This window comes from Pseudomonas sp. Van50 (assembly GCF_055390755.1).
On sequence record NZ_AP024343.1, the window covers coordinates 3,837,228 to 3,859,645 of the forward strand.

Sequence of the window (22,418 nt, forward strand, 5' to 3'; positions counted from 1 at the left end):
GTAACAATGACGTCAAGGACGCCTGAGACATGGACCCACGGGGCGGTCATGCTGGATGACGAGCACGCCCGCTTCACCCTCTGGGCCCCGGATGCCTTTTTTGTCAGTGTCGAACTCGACACTGGAGATTCGATACCGCTACTGCCCCAAGCCGACGGCTGGTTCATGATCCAGACCCGTTGCCCCGCCGGCACCCGCTACCGCTACAACATCGATGGCGAGCTGGAGGTGCCCGATCCGGCCTCTCGCGCCCAGGCCGGCGACATCGACCGCCACAGCGTGGTGGTCGACCCCCATGCCTACCCATGGCGGCATACCCAATGGTCCGGCCGCCCCTGGCACGAAGCCGTGATCTACGAATTGCACGTGGGCGCCCTGGGCGGTTTCAACGGTGTCGAACAGCATTTGGCCCGCCTGGCCGGGCTGGGCGTCACCGCCATCGAGCTGATGCCGCTGGCGCAGTTTCCCGGCGATCGCAACTGGGGCTACGACGGGGTCCTGCCCTACGCGCCCCAAGCCTCCTACGGCACGCCTGAACAGCTCAAGCATCTGATCGACAGCGCCCACGGCCATGGGCTGTCCGTCATCCTGGATGTGGTCTACAACCACTTCGGCCCCGACGGCAACTACCTGCACCGCTATGCCAAGGGCTTCTTCCGCGAAGACAAGCACACGCCCTGGGGCGCGGCGATCGATTTCCGCCGCCGCGAAGTGCGGGACTTCTTCATCGACAATGCGCTCATGTGGCTGCTGGAATACCGCTTCGACGGCCTGCGCCTCGACGCGGTACACGCCATCGAAGACCCGGACTTTCTCCAGGAGCTGGCGGCCAGGGTGCGCGAACAGGTGGACCCGGTCCGGCATGTCTGGCTGACCGTGGAAAACGAACACAACCAGGCCAGCCTGCTGGAACAGGGCTACGACGCCCAGTGGAACGACGATGGCCACAATGCCTTGCACGTACTGCTGACTGGCGAGACCGACGCCTACTACGCCGACTATGCCGAGCAGCCGACGGAACAACTGGCACGTTGCCTGAGCCAGGGTTTCGTCTTCCAGGGTCACACCAATCGCCACGGCGAATCCCGGGGCGAACCCAGCGGTCACCTGCCACCGAGCGCCTTCGTGCTGTTCCTGCAGAACCATGACCAGATCGGCAACCGTGCCCTGGGCGAACGCCTGCATCAGCTCGCCGCGCCCCAGGCCTTGCAAGCGGCGACAGCCCTGTTGCTGTTGTCACCGATGATCCCGCTGCTGTTCATGGGCGATGAGGTGGCCGCCGAACAACCGTTCCTGTTCTTTACCAGTCATCACGGCGAACTGGCAGAACTCGTGCGCGAAGGCCGACGCAACGAGTTCAAGGCGTTCAGCGCCTTTGCCGATCCGCAGAAACGCGAGCGGATTCCCGACCCCAACGCGGCCAGCACCTTCGAGGCTTCACGTCCAAGCCTGGAATCGCAACGCGCGGAGCAGCAAGCCAGCGAGGCGCTGTATCGCCAACTGCTGAAAATCCGCCGTGAAGAGATCGTCCCGCGCCTGCCCGGTGCCCAGGCCCTGGGGGCCGATGTGCTGGGCCATGGCGCCGTCAGCGCACGCTGGCGACTGGGCGATGGCAGTGTGTTGCGCATCGACCTGAACCTTGGCGACCAGCCCGTCGAACACCACGCCCCGGAAGAGGCACGCATTCTTTTCGAACATCCGCAGCAGGTCGTGGGTCTGTTGCAACAGGGCGTCCTTGCGCCCTACAGCGCGCTGGTCAGTCTGACGCAGGCGACAACCTTGCCCAACATCACTGGAGAGCGCCAATGAGCGATGCGCAACTGGAAATCCTCGCCGGCCGAGCGGGCCTGGCGGTGGATTGGATCGATGCCAACGGCCGGGCCCAGAAAGTCTCGCCGGCGGTCTTGCGTTCAGTCCTCACGGGCCTGGGCCATCCAGCCGGCAGCGCCCAGGAAATCGATGCCAGCCTGCTGCAGCTGCAGGAAGATCAACAGAACCATCAACTGCCGCCGCTGATCACCGCTGACGTCGGGGCCAGCCTGGACTTGAGCCGCTACTTCGAGGCCGGGATGCCCTGCGAAATCAAGCTCGAAGACGGCGCGACACTGAATCTGAACCTCGGTGCCGACGGCAGGCTGCCGGGCATGGTCCCGGTGGGTTATCAGCATGTCAGCATCCGGGACCAGCATTTCACCCTGGCCGTGGCGCCCGCCCGCTGCTACAGCGTGGCCGATGCGGTGGACGACCCGACGCCTCGGGCCTGGGGCCTGAGCGCGCAGCTGTATGCCTTGCGACGCCCCGGTGACGGCGGCTTCGGTGATACCCAAGCCCTGGAAGAGCTGGCTCGGGTGGCTGGCGAGCGCGGTGCCGAGGCCATTGCCATCAGCCCGATGCACGCGATGTTCAGCAGCGACACCGGGCGCTACAGCCCTTACTCGCCTTCCAGCCGACTGTTCCTCAACAGCCTGTACGCCGCCCCCGGCACCATCCTCGGTGAACGCGCCCTGCGCACCGCCATCGACGCCACCGGCTTGACCAACCAACTGCGCAACCTGGAAGAGCAGCCGCTGATCGATTGGCCAGTCGCCGCCCAGGCCAAGCAGAAAATCCTCCGCGCCCTGTACGACGGGTTCAGCCAGGGCGCGCATCCGCTGCATGAAGACTTCAGCAGTTTCCGCCACACCAGCGGCGAAGCCCTGGAAAACCATTGCCGCTTCGAGGCCTTGCAGGCCGAACGCGCCGCCCATGGCGAAAGCCTCGACTGGCGGCAGTGGCCGGAAGAATGGCGCGATCCGCGCAGCGCGGTCCTGGCCCATTTCGCCGAAGAAAATGCCGACGAAATCGGTTTCTACGCCTTTTGCCAATGGTTGATCGCCCGCTGCCTGGAACGCGCCCAGAGCGCAGCCAAATCCAGCGGCATGGGCATCGGCCTGATCGCCGACCTGGCGGTAGGTGCCGATGGCGCTGGCAGCCAGGCCTGGAGCCGGCAGGACGAACTGCTCGCCTCGTTGACCGTAGGCGCACCGCCGGACATTCTCAATCGCTCCGGCCAAGGCTGGGGCATTTCGGCGTTTTCCCCGGAAGGCCTGGTGCGCAACGGCTTTCGCGCCTTCATTGAAATGCTAAGGGCCAACTTTGCCCACGCCGGTGGCTTGCGCATCGATCATGTCATGGGCTTGCAACGGCTCTGGGTGATTCCCAACGACGCCCCACCCAGCGACGGTGCCTACCTGTATTACCCGGTGGACGACCTGTTGCGCCTGCTGGCACTGGAATCCCATCGGCACCAGGCCATCGTACTGGGCGAAGACCTCGGTACCGTGCCGGATGGCTTGCGGGACAAACTCAGCGCCCGCTCGATCCTCGGCATGCGCGTGCTGCTGTTCGAACAGGACAACACCCATTTCAAACCCATCCTCGACTGGCCGGACAACGCCCTCGCCACCACCAGCACCCATGACTTGCCAACGCTCAACGGCTGGTGGCACGGTCACGACATCGACTGGAACGCCCGGCTGGACCTGATCGACTCCCACACCGAAATGGACTGGCGCAAGCACCGCGAGCGCGAACGCGAAGGTCTGCGCCATGCGCTGAATCAGGATCCGCAGAATTTTCGCGAAGAACACCGCGAGACCGACCAGGTGCTGGATGCCAGCGTGCGTTTCCTCGGTCACACCCGCGCACCGCTGGTGTTGTTGCCGCTCGAAGATGCCCTGGGCATCGAGGAGCAGGCCAACCTGCCCGGCACCATCGACACCCATCCCAATTGGCGCCGTCGCCTGGCCCGGCAGAGCCAGGCGTTGCTGGATCACCCGGACGCCGCCCGGCGTCTGGAAATACTCGCCTGCGCCAGACTTCAGGCGAACGAGCGTGACCGATGAAACAACCATTGATCCAACCTCTGCGGGCAACGTTGCGCCTGCAGTTCCATAAAGGCTTCACCCTGGACGATGCCATACCCCAGGTGCCGTACTTCGCTGCGCTGGGCATCAGCCACATTTATGCCTCTCCGCTGCTCAAGGCCCGGGCCGGCTCCATGCACGGCTACGACGTGGTCGATCCGACCCTGGTCAATCCCGAACTGGGTGGCGAAGCCGCGCTCAAGCGTCTGGTTGCAGCCTTGCGCGAGCACCGGATGGGCTTGATCCTCGACATCGTCTCCAATCACATGGCCGTCGGCGGCAATGACAATCCCTGGTGGCTGGATCTGCTGGAGTGGGGTCGACTCAGCCCGTACGGCGAGTTCTTCGACATCCAGTGGCATTCTCCCGACCCGCTGATGGAAGGCCAGTTGTTGCTGCCGTTCCTGGGCAGCGACTACGGCGTGGCCTTGCAGGAAGGCACCTTGCGACTGCGCTTCGATGCCACCCATGGCAGCTTCTACGTCGAACACTATGAACACCGCTTCCCGATTTGCCCGATGCACTACGGCGAGCTGCTCAAACCCACCGAAACCCTGCCCGTCGAACAGGCCGAATCGCTCAAGACCCTGGCTGAGCGCTTCACCACGCTGAATTACCAGACCGATGCCCACGCCCTCGCTCGTCCGCTGCAAACGGAGTTGCGGGACCTGGCGGCACACGCCGGCATCCTGGCCGCCATCGAGGCCAACCTGGCTGGCTACGACGCTACCCAGCCCCAGGGTTTCGAACGCCTGCATCAGCTACTGGAGCGCCAGAGCTACCGGCTCGCCAGCTGGCGCACCGCGGCGGACGACATCAATTGGCGGCGCTTTTTCGATGTCAATGAACTGGGCGGGCTGCGGGTCGAGCGTCCGGCGGTATTCGAAGCCACCCATGCCAAGATCTTCGAATTGATCGGCGAAGGGCTGGTGGATGGGCTGCGGATCGATCACATCGACGGTCTTGCCGACCCTCGTGGTTACTGCCGCAAATTGCGCCGACGCGTGAACTCGCTGTCGCCGAGCCGACACTTGCCGATTTTCGTCGAGAAGATCCTCGGCGATGGCGAGACGTTGCGGCGGGACTGGAACATCGACGGCAGTACCGGCTACGAGTTCATGAACCAGGTCTCGCTGTTGCAGCATGACCCGGCCGGTGCCGCCCCCCTTGCCGAATTCTGGAGCCGGCACAGTGAGCGGCCGGCGCACTTCATCGAAGAAGCCCGCCTGGCTCGCCAGCAGATACTCAATGGCTCCTTGGCCGGGGATTTCGAAAGCGTTGCCCAGGCCCTGCTGCAAGTGGCCCGGGACGATGTGATGACCCGCGACCTGACCCTGGGCGCGATTCGGCGGGCCTTGCAGGAATTGGTCGTGCATTTCCCGGTGTATCGCACCTACATCACGCCGTTGGGGCGCTCTGCTGAAGACCAGGTGTTTTTCAACCAGGCCCTGGAAGGCGCCCGGCAAACCCTCAGCGAAGCCGACTGGCCGGTGCTCGACTGCCTGGCGGGCTGGCTCGGTGGCATGCCTTGGCGACAACGCCCCCGCGGCAGCCAGCGCAAACGCCTGCGCCACGCCTGCGTACGCTTCCAGCAACTGACCTCGCCGGCCGCCGCCAAGGCCGTGGAGGACACCGCTCTCTATCGCTCGGCGGTGCTGCTGTCGCGCAATGACGTGGGCTATGACACCGAGCGTTTCAGCGCCCCGGCGCAGGCGTTCCACCAAGTGTGCGCCGAACGCCTCGAGCACTTTCCCGACAACCTGATGACCACCGCCACCCACGACCACAAGCGCGGCGAAGACACCCGCGCCAGGCTGGCCGTGCTCAGCGAGCGCGCCGACTGGTACGCCGCCTGCGTGGAACAATGGCGCATCCTCTCGCCTTCGCTGCACAGCGACCCGGCGGCGCCCTCGGCCGGTGATGAACTGATCCTGTACCAGGCGTTGCTAGGCAGTTGGCCGCTGGACCTCGACCTCCAGGACCACCAGGCGCTGGCCGCCTACAACGAGCGCCTGTGGCAATGGCAACGCAAGGCCCTGCGCGAAGCCAAGTTGCAAAGCAGCTGGGCGGCGGTCAACGACGCTTATGAGCAAGCCACCCAGATGTTCCTCGAACGCCTGCTGCTGGGCGATGAGGGGCTGCCCTTGCGCAACGCCATCGCCGAGGCGGTCCAGGCCGTCGCGCCGGCGGGCGCCCTCAACAGTCTGGCGCAAACTTTGCTGCGCATGACCGTACCCGGCGTACCGGACCTGTACCAAGGCAACGAGTTCTGGGACTTCAGTCTCGTGGACCCGGACAACCGTCGCCCGGTGGATTTCCAGGCACGCCGCGAAGCGATGCAGGCCGACAGCCCCCCAGCCGCGTTGGTACGCGATTGGCGTGACGGCCGGATCAAACAGGCATTGATCGCCCGGACACTGGCCGTGCGAGCCGAATATCCACAGCTATGGCGCCAGGGCCGCTACCAACCGCTGGACGTGCTCGGTGAGCAGGCCCATCGGGTATTGGCCTTCATGCGCGAGGACTCGCAACAACGGGCGATCATTGTGGTACCTGTCCATGCGGCGCACTTGCTGGAAAACAGTGCCGTGCCGCTGGTGGCTGCGTCGGATTGGGGCGATACCCGCGTATCGTTACCGTTCGCCGCCAAGGATGAAAAACTGAAGGGACTTTTTTCAAGCGCAACAGTCACACCCCAAAGGGAGCTGCTGATCAGCACCGCGCTGGGGATTTCCCGGTCAATGTCTTTATCCAACCTTGAGTTGAATCAGGAGCACTGCGATGAGTACCGACGATAAACGCATTCGCGAATTCGCCTATCAGATCTGGGAGTCCGAAGGTAAGCCTGCCGGGCAGGAAAAACGCCACTGGGAGATGGCGCGCAAACTGGCTGAAGCCGAGGCCCTGGCACCCAGCAAGCCAGCCAAGGCCGCGAGTAAATCGACGACCAGCAAGACCGATGGCGCCAAGCCTGCTGCAACCAAGGCCACCACGGCCAAGACCGCCGCGAAAAGTACCACGCCCAAGGTCAAGCCGGCGGCCAAGCCTGCCGCAGCGATCGTGCCACCGGCGAGCAAGACTACCGACAAAAAGCCGCGTGCACCGCGCAAGCCGCCGGCGGTTTGATTCCTCCTATCGGTCTCCTCGTCAGGTGGGAGCAACGCTTGCTCGCGAAACAGGCGCCTCGATGTCCGGAGGAACGCATCGCTTTATCGCGGACAAGCCTTGCTCCCACAGAAAAGCAACTTTGTCCCACGTAACGGGATGAATCCCCTCGCCACAGGTGAAGGGTGATGCCATCCCTTTCAAGTGAACCGCATCGCTGTATCTGTCTGTTTTTTTGCAGGAGCAACTATGACCCGTCCAAACAAAACCACGCCGCCGCCCGTTATCGAGGCTTCGCGGATTCGTGAAGGGCTGCCTTTTCCACTGGGTGCAACCTGGGATGGCCTCGGGGTCAATTTCGCGCTGTTTTCAGCCAATGCCACCAAGGTCGAACTGTGCATTTTCGATGATGCCGGCGAAGTCGAACTCGAACGCATCGAGCTGCCGGAGTACACCGACGAAATTTACCACGGTTACCTGCCCGATGCCCACCCGGGATTGATCTATGGCTACCGGGTCTATGGCCCATATGACCCGGCGAACGGTCATCGTTTCAACCCGAACAAGCTGCTGATCGACCCCTACGCCAAGCAACTGGTCGGCCAATTGAAGTGGTCCGAAGCCCTGTTCGGCTACACCATCGGCCACCCCGACGGCGACCTCAGCTTCGATGAGCGCGACAGCGCCCCGTTCGTTCCCAAGTGCAAAGTCATCGACCCCGCGCACACCTGGGGCCACGACCATCGCGTCAGCGTGCCCTGGGACAAGACCATCCTGTATGAAACCCATGTGCGCGGCCTCACCATGCGTCACCCGTCGGTGCCCGAGAACCTGCGCGGTACGTTCGCCGGGCTGATGGTCGACGATGTGCTGGAGCATATCCGCAAGCTGGGTGTCTCTTCGGTGGAACTGCTGCCCATCCATGCCTTCGTCAATGACCAGCACTTGCTGCACAAAGGCATGACCAATTACTGGGGCTACAACAGCATTGCCTTCTTCGCGCCCGACCCGCGCTACCTGGCCAGCGGCAAGATCGCCGAGTTCAAGGAGATGGTCGCCCACCTGCACGAGGCCAACCTGGAAGTCATCCTCGACGTGGTCTACAACCACACCGCCGAGGGCAACGAACAGGGCCCCACCCTGTCCATGCGCGGCATCGATAACGCCTCCTACTACCGGCTGATGCCCGACGACAAACGCTACTACATCAACGACTCCGGAACCGGCAACACCTTGGACCTGAGCCATCCCTGCGTGCTGCAGATGGTCACCGACTCCCTGCGCTACTGGGCCACGGAAATGCACGTCGATGGCTTCCGCTTCGACCTGGCGACCATTCTCGGCCGTTACCATGACGGTTTCGACGAGCGCCACAGCTTCCTCGTCGCCTGCCGCCAGGATCCGGTGCTGCGCCAGGTAAAAATGATCGCCGAGCCTTGGGACTGTGGCCCCGGGGCTACCAGGTGGGGCATTTCCCGCCAGGCTGGGTCGAGTGGAACGACAAGTTCCGCGACACGGTACGCGCCTTCTGGAAGGGTGATGACGGCCAACTCGCCGACTTTGCCAGCCGAATGACCGCCTCGGGCGAGATGTTCAACCAGCGTGGCCGGCGGCCGTATGCCTCGGTAAACTTCGTCACTGCCCACGACGGTTTCACCTTGCATGACCTGGTGTCGTACAACGACAAGCACAACGAAGCCAACGACGAGAACAATCAGGACGGCAGCAATAACAACCTGTCCTGGAACCATGGCGTCGAAGGCCCGACGGATGATCCGCAGATCAACGCGCTGCGCCATCGGCAGATGCGCAACTTCTTCGCCACCCTGCTGCTGGCCCAAGGCACGCCGATGATCGTCGCCGGCGACGAGTTTGCCCGTACCCAGCACGGCAACAACAATGCCTATTGCCAGGACAGCGAGATTGGCTGGGTCAACTGGGACCTGAGCGAGGATGGCGCGACGCTGCTCAAGTTCGTCAAGCGCCTGATCAAGTTGCGCCTGACCTACCCGATCCTGCGACGCGGACGCTTCCTGGTGGGTAATTACAACGAGGACATCGGCGTCAAGGACGTGACTTGGCTGGCCCCGGACGGCAGCGAAATGACCATCGAACAATGGCAGGACAGCCATGGTCGCTGCCTCGGCATGCTGATGGACGGCCGTGCCCAGGAAACCGGCATTCGGCGCAAGGGGGGCGATGCGACGCTGCTGCTGGTGGTCAACGCGCATCATGACATCGTCAACTTCCGCTTGCCGGAAGTCCCGGAGGGCAGTTTCTGGACCTGCATGGTCGACACCAACCAGCCGACCGTTCGTGGGCAGGAGCGCTTCGATTTCGATTCCGAATACTCTGTCACCGGGCGCTCGCTGCTGCTGTTCGAACTGCAACGCGAAGAAGAGGATTGAAATACCTGCTGTGAACAGCCATAAGGAACCGCAAGGACGCGGTTTTTTATTCCACACCGTCCAGTTTCAAGAAAAAAATGCAGCTCAGATGCACATGTCACGAGACGGATCGGCTGACATGGTCAATACTTCCCCCTGCGGTAGTCTCCAGGATTCGGAGCGCTGTGAATCGCAGTCATGCCCCATCGGTGCCATCGGACAGTAGGCACGGTGCATGGCTGAAAGATTGAACACATAACAAGGATGTCGCTTATGAAGCCCGCCTCTCGCCTGCCTGGCCGGCAGCACCCGCAAATCTGGAACAGTGCTGCGCAATTGGCCGATATTCCGATCATCAGTACCCAGACACTCATTCCCGCCGGCGCTCGCGCCGTCATCCTTGCCCCGCACCCGGGCGATGAGGTCGGCGCCTGTGGCGGATTGCTGCAATTGCTGAACAACCTGGACCAGCCCATGTTGCTGATCTCGGTCACCGATGGCGCCCTGGCCCACCCCGGCTCACCGCTGTGGAACGACGAACGCCTGCGTGTGCACCGCCCTCACCCCCAGGAAAGCGTCGACGCCCTGCATCGCCTGGGCATCGCCGCCCATGGCCTGCAATGGGTGCGCGGCGGTTTTCCGGAAAAAAACCTGGCCGAACACGAAACCGAACTGGCCACGTTTATTGCCCGTCACCTGCGCCCCGGTGACGTGGTGTTCAGCACCTGGCGCCAGGACGGCGACAGCGACCACGACACTGTCGGACGCGCTGGGGCCCTGGCCGCCGACAGGATCGGAGTGGCGTTCAACGAGCTGCCGGTGTGGGCCTGGCACTGGCCGGTCCGCGAGCAGAATAAAATCCCCTGGCACCGGGCCCGCAAACTGCGCCTCGACGTCTGGACCACCGCCCGCAAACGTCACGCCATGCACGCCTACGTCAGCCAACTCAGCGGCGAACCGGCGAGCGGCATCGCCCCGCTGTTGCCCAGGGTCATCCTTGACCGGATGGGCTTGCCCTATGAGATTGTCTTCATCTGAACGCCTGCCTGTAGGAACTGGACTTGTTCGCGATGGCGGTGGTTCAGATACACCGCTATCGCGAGCAAGCTCGCTCCCACATTGGATTTGCACCTCCCCTGTGGGAGCGAGCTTGCTCGCGATAGCGGCAGGCCAGGTTCGACGAACCCGGCAGGGACACGAAAAATCCGGAACTGCCGGCGCTTTGGATCAGTCGCATGAACAAGTACGTCTGATTCAGGAGTGAACGTGACTCAAGATCCCGATTGGCGAGCTGTCGAACCAATGCCATCGGACGCGCCTGCGGCGGTTCATCGGCTGCGGGTCCTGACGGTCAACACTCATAAGGGCTTCACCGCCCTCAACCGGCGCTTCATCCTGCCGGAATTGCGCGAAGCGGTGCGCAGTACCGGTGCCGATCTGGTGTTCCTGCAAGAAGTGCTCGGCGAACATGACCGCCACGCGTCACGCTACGACAACTGGCCCCAGACGTCCCAGTACGAATTCCTCGCCGACAGCATGTGGAGCGACTTCGCCTACGGCCGTAATGCGGTCTACCCCGATGGCCACCATGGCAACGCCTTGCTTTCCAAGTACCCGATCCGCCAGTTCCGCAATCTCGACGTGTCCATCACCGGCCCCGAGCGGCGCGGGTTGTTGCATTGCGTGCTGGATGTGCCAGGCCACGCCGCGGTCCACGGGATCTGCGTGCATTTGAGCCTGTTGGAAAGCCATCGCCAGTTACAGCTCAAGCTGCTCTGCCAATTGCTCGACTCGCTGCCTGCGGACGCACCGGTGATCATTGCCGGTGACTTCAACGACTGGCAACTGCGCGGCAACCTCGCCCTCGCCCGTCGAGGTTACTTGCACGAAGCCTTCGAACACCACTTGGGCCGCCCCGCCAGGACCTATCCGGCCCGCTTCCCACTGTTGCGCCTGGACCGCATCTACTTGCGCAACGCCAGCAGTCATTCCCCGCAAATACTGGGCAACAAACCCTGGACCCACCTGAGCGATCATCTGCCGCTTTCGGTGGAAGTGCATTTGTAGAGCAGGCATTTCCTCAGGCTTTCTGCCCGTGGACCTGTAAGTTCTGACAGTAGCGACGCCCTTTATTCGTTGCTACGGTGCCATTCCATACAGCGAGCGTTGCCAGGCCCTGTGTGCCATCTGTTGTGCAACCGATGCTGAAACCGGTATCCATGGGGATGCCGATGCAGAGGGATAGCACATGATTCGGCACGATAAAGGATTCAATCGGCTGTTCAACGCCTTGTGGGTATCGGCTCCCTTCCTGTTACCCGCACCCGCCGCCATGGCAGCCTGCACGCTGGCGCCAACCGCCGGCAATGACACCTATGTCTGCGACAGCGGCACCAGCCCCGGGCTGACGGACCTTTCAGGCAACAACAGCCTGACCATGCCCGCCAACGGCAGCGGTGTCATTACCGGCGACGTCACGTTCGGCACCGGCGTCGACACCCTCGAGATCAACGCCAACGGCGTGATTGACGGTGATGTCGAGCAAGGCTCGGAAGCCGACTCTTTCGTCATGAACGGCGGCAGGATCCTCTCCCTGGCCCAAGGCGACGGCCTCGATCAATTCCTGATGACCGGTGGCACCATCGTCGATGCATTCGAAGACGGCGACATCGCCAAGATGACGGGCGGTACCATCGGCCGGGTCGACATGAAGCTCGATGACAACGTTTTCGATATGTCCGGCGGCAATATCATCGGCAACCTGGTGACCGGTTTCGGCCAGGACACCATCATCCTCTCCGCGGGACGCATCGGCGGCAATGTCAGTGTCAGCGGCGGCAACGACAGCATTACCGTCAGCGGCGGCGAAATCCTCGGTGAGGTCCGGGCCAGTGCCGGCGATGACCAGTTTCAGTGGAGCGGCGGCCTCATTCACTCGGCCATCCTGATGGGTGACGGCAACGACACGGCGCTGTTGAGCAACCTCGATGAAGCCGGACTGAGCATCACCCCCAGCGTGAATGGCGGATTGGGCCAAGACATCCTGACCTTTGAAGGCAGCACCTCCAGCACCGGCGCCCGCTACCTCAATTGGGAAACGGTCAACCTCACCCAAGGCTCGCAACTGGACCTTAACGACACGCTGACGTTGGGTGACAGCGCCACCGGCACCGGGACGCTCAACATCGAGAGCGGCAGCACGCTGACGGCGACCCAAGGCGTCATCGCCCCTTTTACTGCCGGTCAACTGGCGACGCTCAACAACGCCGGCACGATAGACCTTACCCAGGGCAACACTCGCACCAACGACACGCTTACCGTCCAAGGCAATTACGTCGGCAACAATGGCCAGTTGCATGTGCAAACGGCCGTCGGTGCCGATGGCTCCGCCAGCGACAAACTGGTGGTCAATGGCGGGACACTCACCGGCAATACCGCCATCACGGTCACGAACCTGGGCGGCACGGGCGCACAGACGACCCAGGACGGCATCGAAGTGGTCCAGGCCCAGGGAGGCGCGGTCAGTAACATCGATGCCTTTTCCCTGGCGCAGTCCGTCTCGGCCGGCGCGTTCGACTACCGCCTGTTCAAAGGCGGCGTGAGCGATAATCAAAACAACTGGTACCTGCGCTCCACCGTGGTCGCCGGACCAGTAGCGGCGCCCATCCCGACGGCGCCTCCCGCGCCGGGCGCGCCCCCCGTGCCGACGCTGCCGCCCTTGCCAACCGCAGTGCCCGGCGCGGCCCCCATCCCGTTGTATCGCCCGGAAGTGCCGACCTGGTCGGTACTGCCTCCGGCGGCGGCGCAATTGACGTTAATGGCCCTCGGTACGTTCCATGACCGTCAGGGTGACCAGCGCCTGCTCACGGAAACCGGCGCGTTCGGCGCGGGTTGGGGCCGGGTCTATGGCGTAGACCTGGATAAAACCTGGGCCGGTACGGTGACGCCGCAGTTCGATGGGTCGATCAAGGGGTTCCAGGTGGGCAACGATTTGTACAGCTCGCTTCTGTCCGGCGGCCAGACCCAGCGCATTGGCTTCTTCGTCGGGCACACGGAATTGAACGGCAATGTCAAAGGCTTCAACCTGGGTTTCGAAGGTCGGCGCGCCGGCAAGATAGAACTCGACGGCGACAGCTACGGGCTCTACTGGACGCTCACCGACCCCAACGGCGGCTATGTCGACGCCGTGGTGATGGGCACGCGATTGAACGGCGACAACCGTTCCGAGCGTGGCCTGAAAATCGACAATCGCGGGCACGCCTTGACCGCTTCGGCGGAGACCGGCTACCCCTTCAAGGTGACCACTGACTGGGACTTTGAACCCCAGGCCCAGATCATCTACCAAAAGGTCTCCCTGGATACGCAAAACGATGGGGTCTCCAAGGTCGAATTCGATTCCGACGGTGCCTGGACCGGCCGCCTCGGTGCGCGGCTCAAGGGCCGCTACCAGGTCAGCGGCATGCCTGTGGAACCGTACTTGCGCGCCAATCTCTGGCATACGTTTTCCGGCACCGACTCGGTGATATTCGACGACACCGAACGGGTCGAGACCCAGCAGCGCGCCTCCACCGGCGACCTCGGGATTGGCGTCAACGTGAGCCTGGCGCCCAGCGTCGCCCTGTACGCCGGCGCGAACTACAGCCAAAACCTCGACAGCAACCAGCAACACAGTGTCATGGGCAACGTCGGTTTTCGGATCAGTTGGTAGGCGGGCCTACGACAGAGGCTTGACGCCCGAACATCCACCACAATAACCAATTGAAATCAGCACTTTATTAGCGCTGATTTCAGCATGCCATTCATCGTTCATTTTCTTGACGCGCCGCCATCAGTCTTCTTGACTACACCATACTACCCCCGGAAATACAGTCAGGGGCAGGCCTCTGGAACCCGTCAAGACGGGCCGCCAGAGGCTTGCCCCAATCCATTCGGTCGCCCCTCATTCGGGGTAGGAGAGACGCCAGAAAAGCGAGAAACGCATGCGATTGCAAGGCAGGCCCCCATGAAAACTTCCCTCCGTCCACAAGAGTTCACCACCACTTTCCATACCGTCTCGACATCGTTGCTGCTGCTTTCATCCATGGAGGTCCAGGCCTGGCCTGCCGAGGAGACCGTGCAGCCCTGGTACGACCGAACATCATCCACCCACCTCGATACCGCACTTGTTGGAAGTGAACCTCCTTCCGGCAAAAGCCCCGCCCTGTTCACATTGCGCCACGGCGACGGTCATACCCAGCGCATGGGACTGATCAGTGGGCAACACCAGATCATTTCAACCGGTGGCGGCCTACTGGTGATGCCCGCGCTGGCCGACCCGGACAAAGATGCCCTCAACCTGAAAGGTTCGAGCCTCGGCGCCTATTGGAGCCTGACCGGCCCCGCGGGCTGGCACGTCGACCTGAGCGCCAGCGGCGGCCGGGTCAACGGCTACAGCCGCACCGAACAAGGCCAGCGCCAGGCCACCGAAGGCCATGCGGTGACGCTGTCGGTCGAAGGTGGCTTCCCTATTGGCATCAGCACCCACTGGGTGGTCGAACCCCAGGCGCAACTGATCAACCAGCGCGTCACCCTCGATACGCCGAATGCCGAGAGCGGCACCGGCGATGAATTGAGCAGTTGGAGCGGCCGCGTTGGCGCACGCCTCAAAGGTAACTACCAGGTCAACGGCCTCGGCGTGGAGCCTTACCTGCGAACCAACCTGTGGCACACCGTCCAGGGCGCCGGCACAGTGTCCCTGGATAAGGTCGACAAGATCAGCAGCAGCCGAAAATCCTCTACCGTCGAAGTCGGCCTGGGCCTGGTGGCCCGGGTCACGCCGGCGGTAAGCCTGTATGTCAGCGCCGATTACAGCAGTGACGTCGACGACAACGACCTCAACGGCATCATTACCAGCATGGGGGTGCGGATGCGCTGGTGACGTCAACTCTGTAGTCGATCCCCTTGTGTAGGAGCTGCCGGAGGCTGCGATCTTTTGATCTTTCGCTTGGGACTCAAGTGTCCGGGGGAAGATCGCAGCCTCGTTTCACTCGTCAGCTCCTACATAGGTCCTACATAGCTCTTACGACGTCGTCCGGCGCAAGCGATCTGCTGCCACTTAAAAAACACCTCCATTAAGGCGTATAACGCTAAAAGCGTTTCACGCCTGCAAGCCGTTCGCCCATGGCTCATTTCATTGATGGAGTAACGACATGACCACAGCCCCCTTCCTCGCCAACCTGTTCCCCGGTGCCGCCGACATCCCCGACGCCTACCGCCTCGAAGGTCGGATCGAGCAGCGCGAATACCTGGTCGACGGCGTCCTGCAAACCTGGCAAGGGCCGCTGGCCGTCGTCCGCAGCCCCGTCTACCTGACCGGCGAGCTGGGTGATGAACAAGTGATTCTCGGCAGCACGCCCCTGCTGGATGCCGAGACCGCCCTCACCGCCCTGGACGCCGCCGTCCGGGCTTACGATCGCGGCCAGGGCCAGTGGCCGACGATGCGCGTCGCCGAGCGCATCCGCCATGTGGAAACCTTCCTGGCGCGCATGCGCGAGCAGCGCGAAGCCGTGGTCAAGTTGCTGATGTGGGAGATCGGCAAGAACCTCAAGGACTCCCAGAAGGAATTCGACCGCACCTGCGATTACATCGTCGACACCATCAATGCCCTCAAGGAACTGGACCGCCGCTCCAGCCGTTTCGAGCTGGAACAGGACACCCTCGGGCAGATCCGTCGCGTTCCCTTGGGCGTGGCCTTATGCATGGGGCCCTACAACTATCCGCTGAACGAAACCTTCACCACCCTGATTCCGGCCTTGATCATGGGCAACACCGTCGTGTTCAAGCCGGCCAAGCTCGGTGTGCTGCTGGTACGGCCGCTGCTCGAAGCCTTCCGCGACAGCTTCCCGGCGGGTGTGATCAACGTGATCTACGGCAGCGGCCGGGAAACCGTCAGCGCGCTGATGGCCAGCGGCAAGATCGACATCTTCGCCTTCATTGGCACCAACAAAGCCGCCAGCGACCTGAAGAAACTCCACCCGCGCCCGCACCGCTTGCGTGCCGCCCTGGGGCTGGATGCGAAGAATCCCGGGCTGGTGCTGCCGGATGTGGACCTGGACAACGCGGTCAGCGAGGCGCTGACCGGCTCGCTGTCCTTCAACGGCCAACGCTGCACGGCGCTGAAAATCCTGTTTGTCCATGAAGACGTGGCACCGGCATTCATCGAGAAATTCAACGCCAAGCTGGCCGGCCTGAAACCCGGCATGCCGTGGGAAGCCGGTGTGGCGCTGACGCCGCTGCCCGAGGCGGGCAAGGTCGACTACCTGCATTCACTGGTCGCCGATGCGGTCGCCAAGGGCGCGGAAGTGAAGAATGTCCACGGTGGCGAATCGCGCAATTCGTTCTTCTATCCGGCGGTGCTGTATCCGGTGAACACGGCGATGCGGGTCTACCACGAAGAACAGTTCGGCCCGGTCGTGCCCATCGTGCCGTACCGCGACCTCAACACCGTGGTCGATTACGTATTGGAGTCCGACTTCGGCCAGCAACTCAGCATTTTCGGCACCGACCCGGCACAAGTCGGCAAGCTGGTGGACACCTTCGCCAACCAGGTCGGCCGCATCAACATCAACGCCCAGTGCCAGCGTGGCCCGGACACCTTCCCGTTCAATGGCCGGAAGAACTCGGCCGAGGGCACCTTGTCCGTCCACGATGCGCTGCGCACCTTTTCCATCCGCACGCTGGTGGCGACCAAGTTCCAGGAGAGCAACAAGGCGTTGATCAGCGACATCATCCGTGAGCGGGATTCCAACTTCCTGACCACGGACTACATCTTCTGATCCACGCCCGGAGGGCTACGACAGGGCTGGGCGACGCCACTTGATGCCCCAGCCCTGTTGCATGCCGGCAGCCGCCAGCAGGATCGCCGCCACCCCCAGCCATTGCAGCGGTTCGAGGCGATGGCCGAAGGCGAACCAGTCGACGAAGATCGCCGCGATCGGATAGATGAACGACAAAGCCCCGGTCAACGCGGTCGGCAACCGCTGGATGGCGCTGTACAGCAGCACGTACATCACGCCGGTGTGCACCATGCCCAGGGTCAACAGGCTGGCCCAGGCCTGGGCGTGTTGCGGTAACGCCGAGAAGTTCGCCCAGGGCGCCAGCAGCAACACGCCGGTGCTGACCTGGATCAGGGCGATCAGATGGGGTGGCGTGCCCGTCAGACGCTTGATGATCAACGCCGCGACGGCGTACAACAACGCCGCCCCCAGCGCCAACGCAATGCCCAGCAGATAGTCACCGCCGCCCTGCCCTTGCTCACCATGGGCACTGACGATGGCCAGCATTCCGAGAAACGACACCGCCAGCCAGAACAGTTTTTGCGCAGTGATTTTCTCCCCCAGGAACAACGCCGCCAGGCCTACCAACATGAACGGCTGGACGTTGTACACCGCCGTGCCGATGGCGATCGAAGCACGGGAGTAAGAGGCAAATAACAACACCCAGTTACCGACGATCGCCACACCACTGAGCACCGCCAGCAGGAAGGTGGCACGGGTGAGGATGCCGGGCCGCAAAAAGCCGAAACCGGCGCAGATCAGCAGCAAAGTCACGGCACCGAACACGCAGCGCCAGAACACCACATCCAGCACCGGCAAACCGGAAACCAGCACGAACCAACCAATGGTTCCGGAGATCAGCATGGCGGCGGTCATTTCCAGCGAACCGCGGCGTAAGGTCTTGTCCATCTTCAGGCTCCTTCAGCAAGTGGGCACAGTATGCCGAGCCGACCCGAACCTTCTCCATGGCTTGAAAAAGGCTAAACTGCGTTTCGACCTTTTTTATCAAGGCAACTTCACGCATTCGCCTAATGGAGCTGAAATGACTGACGATATTGACCAGATCCTCATCAGCGCCCTGATGGAAGACTCCCGACGCTCCCTCAAGGCCCTGGCAAACCTCAGCGGCCTGTCCTCCCCCAGTGTCGCCGAACGTCTTCGCCGGCTCGAGGAACGCGGCGTGCTCAGGGGCTACACCGTCGAAGTGGACCCCAAGTGCTTCGGCTATCAACTCCAGGCCATCGTGCGCATCCGCCCGCTACCGGGACAGTTGCAGGAAGTGGAGCGGCAGATCCAGGCCATCGCTGAATTCACCGAATGCGACAAGGTCACCGGCGACGACTGTTTCATCGCGCGCCTGCATGTGCGCTCGATGGAACAGCTGGATACCTTGCTGGACAAGCTCAATGTCCACGCCGAGACCAATACGGCCATCGTCAAGAAGACCCCGGTCAAGCGGCGGTTGCCGCCGATGGCGTGAGTGGAAACCGGCCTCGGATCGCCCGAGGCCGGGAAAGCGGGTTACTCGAGCTCTTCCAACTCGGGACTGCGCTGCACTTTGTGCACTTGTTCCTCAGGCGCGTTGCTCGCTTTGATCAACCTGAGCGTCTGGAGCTTGGTGCAGGCATTGACGCCATCGGCATAGACGCCGCTGTGGTTGCACTTCCAGTCGTAGAAATTGGCCAGGGCTCCGGACAGTTGCAGGCTGTAGTCCGTGCTTTGCGTGCCCGGGCTGAACGGCTGACCGGCCGGAATGTTCTGGAACCATTGCATCCAGACATCGCCTCCCACAGGTGGCGGGTTGGCCTGGAACGTCGGGTTCATGATCGCCAGTTGCTGGTACTCGGCGGTCATGTGGCAACTCAGGCAGGACGCCTGGGGGTTGTCCACCGGCCCATTGAGTCGCCCGTTCCAACCCAGGTGGGTCGGTGGCAGTTCCTGGGTGTTGGCGTTGATCGCGGTCTGTTTCAGGGCCGGGTTGATCTTGGTGACCACCGGTTTGGGGTTGGTAAAGTCGTTGCCGGTTACCTTGGGATCATTGCCCCACATGATCCCCACCGGCACCAGGTTGTTCCAATTCGCCTTGCCGGTCTTGGCGCCGTTGTATTGGAACGTGCCGAACAGCCAGCCGGTATCGCTCACGCGGGTGTCGCGCACGGCAATGTCCATCTGAATCAGCGCCACTTTGGTGACGTGCCGTTTGGTCGAAGTGAAGGTTTCGGCGGTGTAGGCGTTCCAGAGCAATGGGTTCGCCAGGAACGGCACCGTCTTGACGTCTATATCGGCGAACAGCGCCTTGCAGACCACCGTGCCGTTGGCAAAACTCTTGGGTTTGGAGGTATGGCTTGGGTCTGGATTATCCGGGTCTTTCCAGACCTGGCCGATGGTGTAGGCCCCTATATCGTTATAGATACCCACCGCGTAGGTCTGCCCGCTGTCGGTCTGCGTACTTGCCAGTTGCCCGGGCTGAATCGGTGCCTCCTTGGTCAGCCCGCTGATGCCTTCACGACCGTTGGGACCGTAATGCTGCCAAGGCATGTGATACCACTGGCGAACCTTGTTCTTCTGTACCTTCCAGCCAATTTCAGTATTGCCTTCCAAGCAATACTTCTTCACTTCCTCCATGTACGGGCGCCAGGTTTCAAAGTCATTGGAGAATGTCTTGGGCAAATGTTGGAAGAATGCCGGTACCGACGCTGCGCCCGGGGCCACCTTCGGATAATCCTGGCTGAGCTGGAACGGCGCTCCGGAGTATGCACTCTTGGGCGGGGCGTAGCCGAAATCGGGGAAGACTCCGGCATGGACGCTAGCGGTGGACAATACCCCCGTCAGGGCCAGCCACGCGATGATCTTTCCTTGAGGCTGCTTCATCAATATCTCCTTATAGGGAAACGCCTGCTATCGCATCGGATTCCTGGCCGATGTGCAGGGCCTCCTTCTGTTATCAGGCTGCAGCACGATGCCCAAGCCTGCTCACGGTCCTGCGGAGTCGCCTTGATAGGCCCTCAATCCCAACGAACGGCCACGACCAGACCGGGCTCGGTGGCCGAATACTTAATGGGGGGAAATTCAGGTAGGTAACCAAGCGATCCACTTCTTGCCTCCCATGGCAATACGCTTCCATTTCCTAGGTGTAGATCATTTATTCAAAGGTGCCATCTGTTTCAGATTTTTTGTTGGCCATTGGCCACAACTCAAAACACGGGCGAAAAAAAGCCCGCCGAAGCGGGCTTTTCGTTCATCGTGGATGCAATCAGTCGTCACGACCCATCAGGCCGAACAGCTGCAGCAGGCTGACGAACAGGTTGTAGATCGATACATACAGGCTGACAGTCGCCATGATGTAGTTGCGCTCGCCGCCGTGGATGATGGCGCTGGTCTGATACAGGATGCAGACCGACGAGAACAGCACGAAGCCGGCGCTGATCGCCAGTTGCAGGCCGCTGATCTGGAAGAAGAAGCTGGCCAGCACGGCCCCCATCAGGACGAAGAAACCTGCGGTGATGAAACCGCCGAGGAAACTCATGTCCTTGCGGGAAATCAGCACGTAGGCCGACAGGCCACCGAATACCAGGGCGGTCATTGCAAAGGCCGAGCTGACCACTTCGGCGCCGCCCTGCATTTGCAGGTAGCGATTGAGGATCGGGCCGAGCAGGAAGCCCATGAAGCCGGTCAGGGCGAAAGCCGACACCAGGCCCCAGGCCGAATCACGGAGTTTGTTGGTGAGGAAGAAAAGGCCATAGAAACCGATCAGCACGACGAAGATGTTCGGGTAACCCACCCGCATCTGTTGTGCGACGTAGGCCATCACACCGCTGAAAGCGAGTGTGAGTGCCAGCAGGCCATAAGTGTTGCGCAGGACGCGGCTAACCTCTAGCTGCTCAGCCTGCACGCTGTTGTTCACTGCGTAATCCTGTTCGCGCATGGCGACACTCCTCCGGTTTTGAAACATTCAGTGGCAAGGATCATAACAGACGCTCTGTAACAAGCTACGTAGAGAGTTTGACAGTGTGTTTCATTCGGGTATTATGGCGCCCGCAACGCAATACGGAGGTGTGGCCGAGTGGTTTAAGGCAACGGTCTTGAAAACCGTCGACTGTAACAGGTCCATGAGTTCGAATCCCATCGCCTCCGCCATCTTCTAACGTTAAAGCCCTGATTATTCAGGGCTTTTTCGTGTCTGGCATTCAGAACGCCAATTGCAGCTTCAACATTGGACACCGCTATGGCAAACCCTCCCAAGCCAATCAAGGAAAGAAAAGTGACCAGCAAAACCATCGGCTCCATCGGTGCTGCAATCATCGGCATCGTCTTGTTGTGCGTACTGTTCGGCAGTTGGTACACGGTCGACGAGACCGAGCGCGGCGTGCTGCTGCGCAACGGGGCACTGGTCGGGGTGGTTGAACCGGGATTGTCCTTCAAGACGCCCTTCATCGAATCCGTACGCATGATCAGCGTCCAGAGCCAAGTCACCGCTTACGAAGACCTGCAGGCCTACAGCAAGGATCAACAATCCGCCCAGCTCAAGGTGTCCGTGTCCTGGCATATCGCCCCTTCCGACGTGGCGAAGGTCTATACCCAGTTCAAGGACCTTGAAGGCATCCGCGACCGGATGATCAGCCGCCAGGTGCCGACCCAGGTGGAAAACGTCTTTGGCAAGTTCAACGCCGTGGCTGCCGTGCAGAACCGCGTCCAACTGGTCAACGATATTTCCACGGCCATCAAGGCCACCATTACCGGGCCCGTGATCATCGACAGCGTCCAGGTCGAAAACATCGATTTCAGTGATGCCTACGAAAAAGCCATCGAAGCGCGCATGGCCGCGGAAGTCCAGGTCAAGACCCGCGAACAACAACTCGCCACCGAGCAGGTCCAGGCGCAGATCCGGGTGACCCAGGCCCAGGCGGAAGCCGATTCGCAAGTGGCCCAGGCCAAGGCGGACGCACTGGCAACCGAGCTGCGCGGCAAAGCCGAAGCCGAGGCCATCAAGGCGCGGGCCCAGGCCCTGGCCAGCAACCAGAACCTGGTGGAGCTGACCAAGGCCGAGCGCTGGAATGGTGTGCTGCCCACCACCGTGCTGCCGAACAGCGCCATGCCCTTCATCGACATCAAGTAATCCCCCTGGCGCGGCCTGCCTGGCCGCGCCTGCTTCATCCCGAAGCGCCCTCACCAAGCACCGCCCCTCTCGTTAGCGCTACACTCGGCAA

Annotated in this window: 13 protein-coding genes, 1 tRNA gene and 2 pseudogenes; 13 read left to right on the top strand and 3 right to left on the bottom strand. The window is 62.0% G+C overall.

Going from position 1 to position 22,418, the window contains the following annotated elements; all coding sequences use genetic code 11:
- Positions 1–6: 6 nt before the first annotated feature.
- The 10 genes and pseudogenes from treZ (at position 7) to ACZ5M5_RS16215 (ending at position 17,211) form a co-directional block, all read left to right on the top strand.
- Entirely contained in the window at positions 7–1,809 is a 1,803-nt protein-coding gene (gene treZ, locus ACZ5M5_RS16170) for a malto-oligosyltrehalose trehalohydrolase (RefSeq protein WP_464737612.1), read from the top strand.
- Positions 1,806–3,884, top strand: a complete 2,079-nt coding sequence (gene malQ, locus ACZ5M5_RS16175) for a 4-alpha-glucanotransferase (protein ID WP_464737613.1) — start codon at positions 1,806–1,808, stop codon at positions 3,882–3,884. The genes treZ and malQ overlap by 4 nt, the downstream gene beginning before the upstream one ends.
- A pseudogene (locus ACZ5M5_RS16180) lies at positions 3,881–6,666 on the top strand (malto-oligosyltrehalose synthase). The gene malQ and the pseudogene ACZ5M5_RS16180 overlap by 4 nt, the downstream one beginning before the upstream one ends.
- Positions 6,667–6,686: 20 nt before the next feature.
- Positions 6,687–7,031, top strand: a complete 345-nt coding sequence (locus ACZ5M5_RS16185; protein ID WP_060742234.1) for a DUF2934 domain-containing protein — start codon at positions 6,687–6,689, stop codon at positions 7,029–7,031.
- A 228-nt stretch (positions 7,032–7,259) separates the two neighbouring features.
- Positions 7,260–9,418 (top strand): annotated as a pseudogene (gene glgX, locus ACZ5M5_RS16190) (glycogen debranching protein GlgX).
- A gap of 252 nt (positions 9,419–9,670) precedes the next feature.
- A complete protein-coding gene (locus ACZ5M5_RS16195; RefSeq protein ID WP_060742232.1) occupies positions 9,671–10,435 on the top strand; it encodes a PIG-L deacetylase family protein in 765 nt (254 codons plus the stop codon).
- A 264-nt stretch (positions 10,436–10,699) separates the two neighbouring features.
- A complete protein-coding gene (locus ACZ5M5_RS16200) occupies positions 10,700–11,464 on the top strand; it encodes an endonuclease/exonuclease/phosphatase family protein (RefSeq protein ID WP_219734525.1) in 765 nt (254 codons plus the stop codon).
- A 181-nt stretch (positions 11,465–11,645) separates the two neighbouring features.
- The gene (locus ACZ5M5_RS16205; protein ID WP_464737614.1) at positions 11,646–14,105 is read left to right on the top strand and encodes an autotransporter family protein; all 2,460 of its coding nucleotides are present in this window, start codon (positions 11,646–11,648) and stop codon (positions 14,103–14,105) included.
- A gap of 294 nt (positions 14,106–14,399) precedes the next feature.
- Complete coding sequence (locus tag ACZ5M5_RS16210; protein WP_192260187.1) at positions 14,400–15,314, top strand: autotransporter domain-containing protein; 915 nt, start codon at positions 14,400–14,402, stop codon at positions 15,312–15,314.
- Positions 15,315–15,585: 271 nt separating this feature from the next.
- Complete coding sequence (locus tag ACZ5M5_RS16215; RefSeq protein WP_192260186.1) at positions 15,586–17,211, top strand: NADP-dependent glyceraldehyde-3-phosphate dehydrogenase; 1,626 nt, start codon at positions 15,586–15,588, stop codon at positions 17,209–17,211.
- 15 nt (positions 17,212–17,226) lie between these two features.
- Here ACZ5M5_RS16215 and ACZ5M5_RS16220 read toward each other — a convergent pair whose 3' ends face one another.
- Positions 17,227–18,120, bottom strand: coding sequence for a DMT family transporter (locus tag ACZ5M5_RS16220; RefSeq protein ID WP_060742227.1), 894 nt, complete (start codon positions 18,118–18,120; stop codon positions 17,227–17,229).
- Positions 18,121–18,253: 133 nt separating this feature from the next.
- Here ACZ5M5_RS16220 and ACZ5M5_RS16225 point away from each other — a divergent pair, with 133 nt between their 5' ends.
- Complete coding sequence (locus tag ACZ5M5_RS16225; RefSeq protein WP_003202176.1) at positions 18,254–18,691, top strand: Lrp/AsnC family transcriptional regulator; 438 nt, start codon at positions 18,254–18,256, stop codon at positions 18,689–18,691.
- Positions 18,692–18,732: 41 nt separating this feature from the next.
- Here the strand turns inward: ACZ5M5_RS16225 and ACZ5M5_RS16230 are convergent, their stop codons facing one another.
- Together ACZ5M5_RS16230 and ACZ5M5_RS16235 are read right to left on the bottom strand one after the other, a co-directional pair.
- Positions 18,733–20,082 carry a hypothetical protein gene (locus ACZ5M5_RS16230; RefSeq protein ID WP_060742226.1) on the bottom strand — a complete coding sequence of 450 codons (1,350 nt, stop codon included), beginning with the start codon at positions 20,080–20,082 and terminating at the stop codon, positions 18,733–18,735.
- A 382-nt stretch (positions 20,083–20,464) separates the two neighbouring features.
- A complete protein-coding gene (locus ACZ5M5_RS16235; RefSeq protein WP_025213780.1) occupies positions 20,465–21,136 on the bottom strand; it encodes a Bax inhibitor-1/YccA family protein in 672 nt (223 codons plus the stop codon).
- A gap of 124 nt (positions 21,137–21,260) precedes the next feature.
- Here ACZ5M5_RS16235 and ACZ5M5_RS16240 point away from each other — a divergent pair.
- Positions 21,261–21,348, top strand: a tRNA-Ser gene (locus tag ACZ5M5_RS16240).
- A gap of 124 nt (positions 21,349–21,472) precedes the next feature.
- Positions 21,473–22,327, top strand: a complete 855-nt coding sequence (locus tag ACZ5M5_RS16245; RefSeq protein WP_081015426.1) for a prohibitin family protein — start codon at positions 21,473–21,475, stop codon at positions 22,325–22,327.
- The last annotated feature ends 91 nt before the right edge of the window (positions 22,328–22,418 follow it).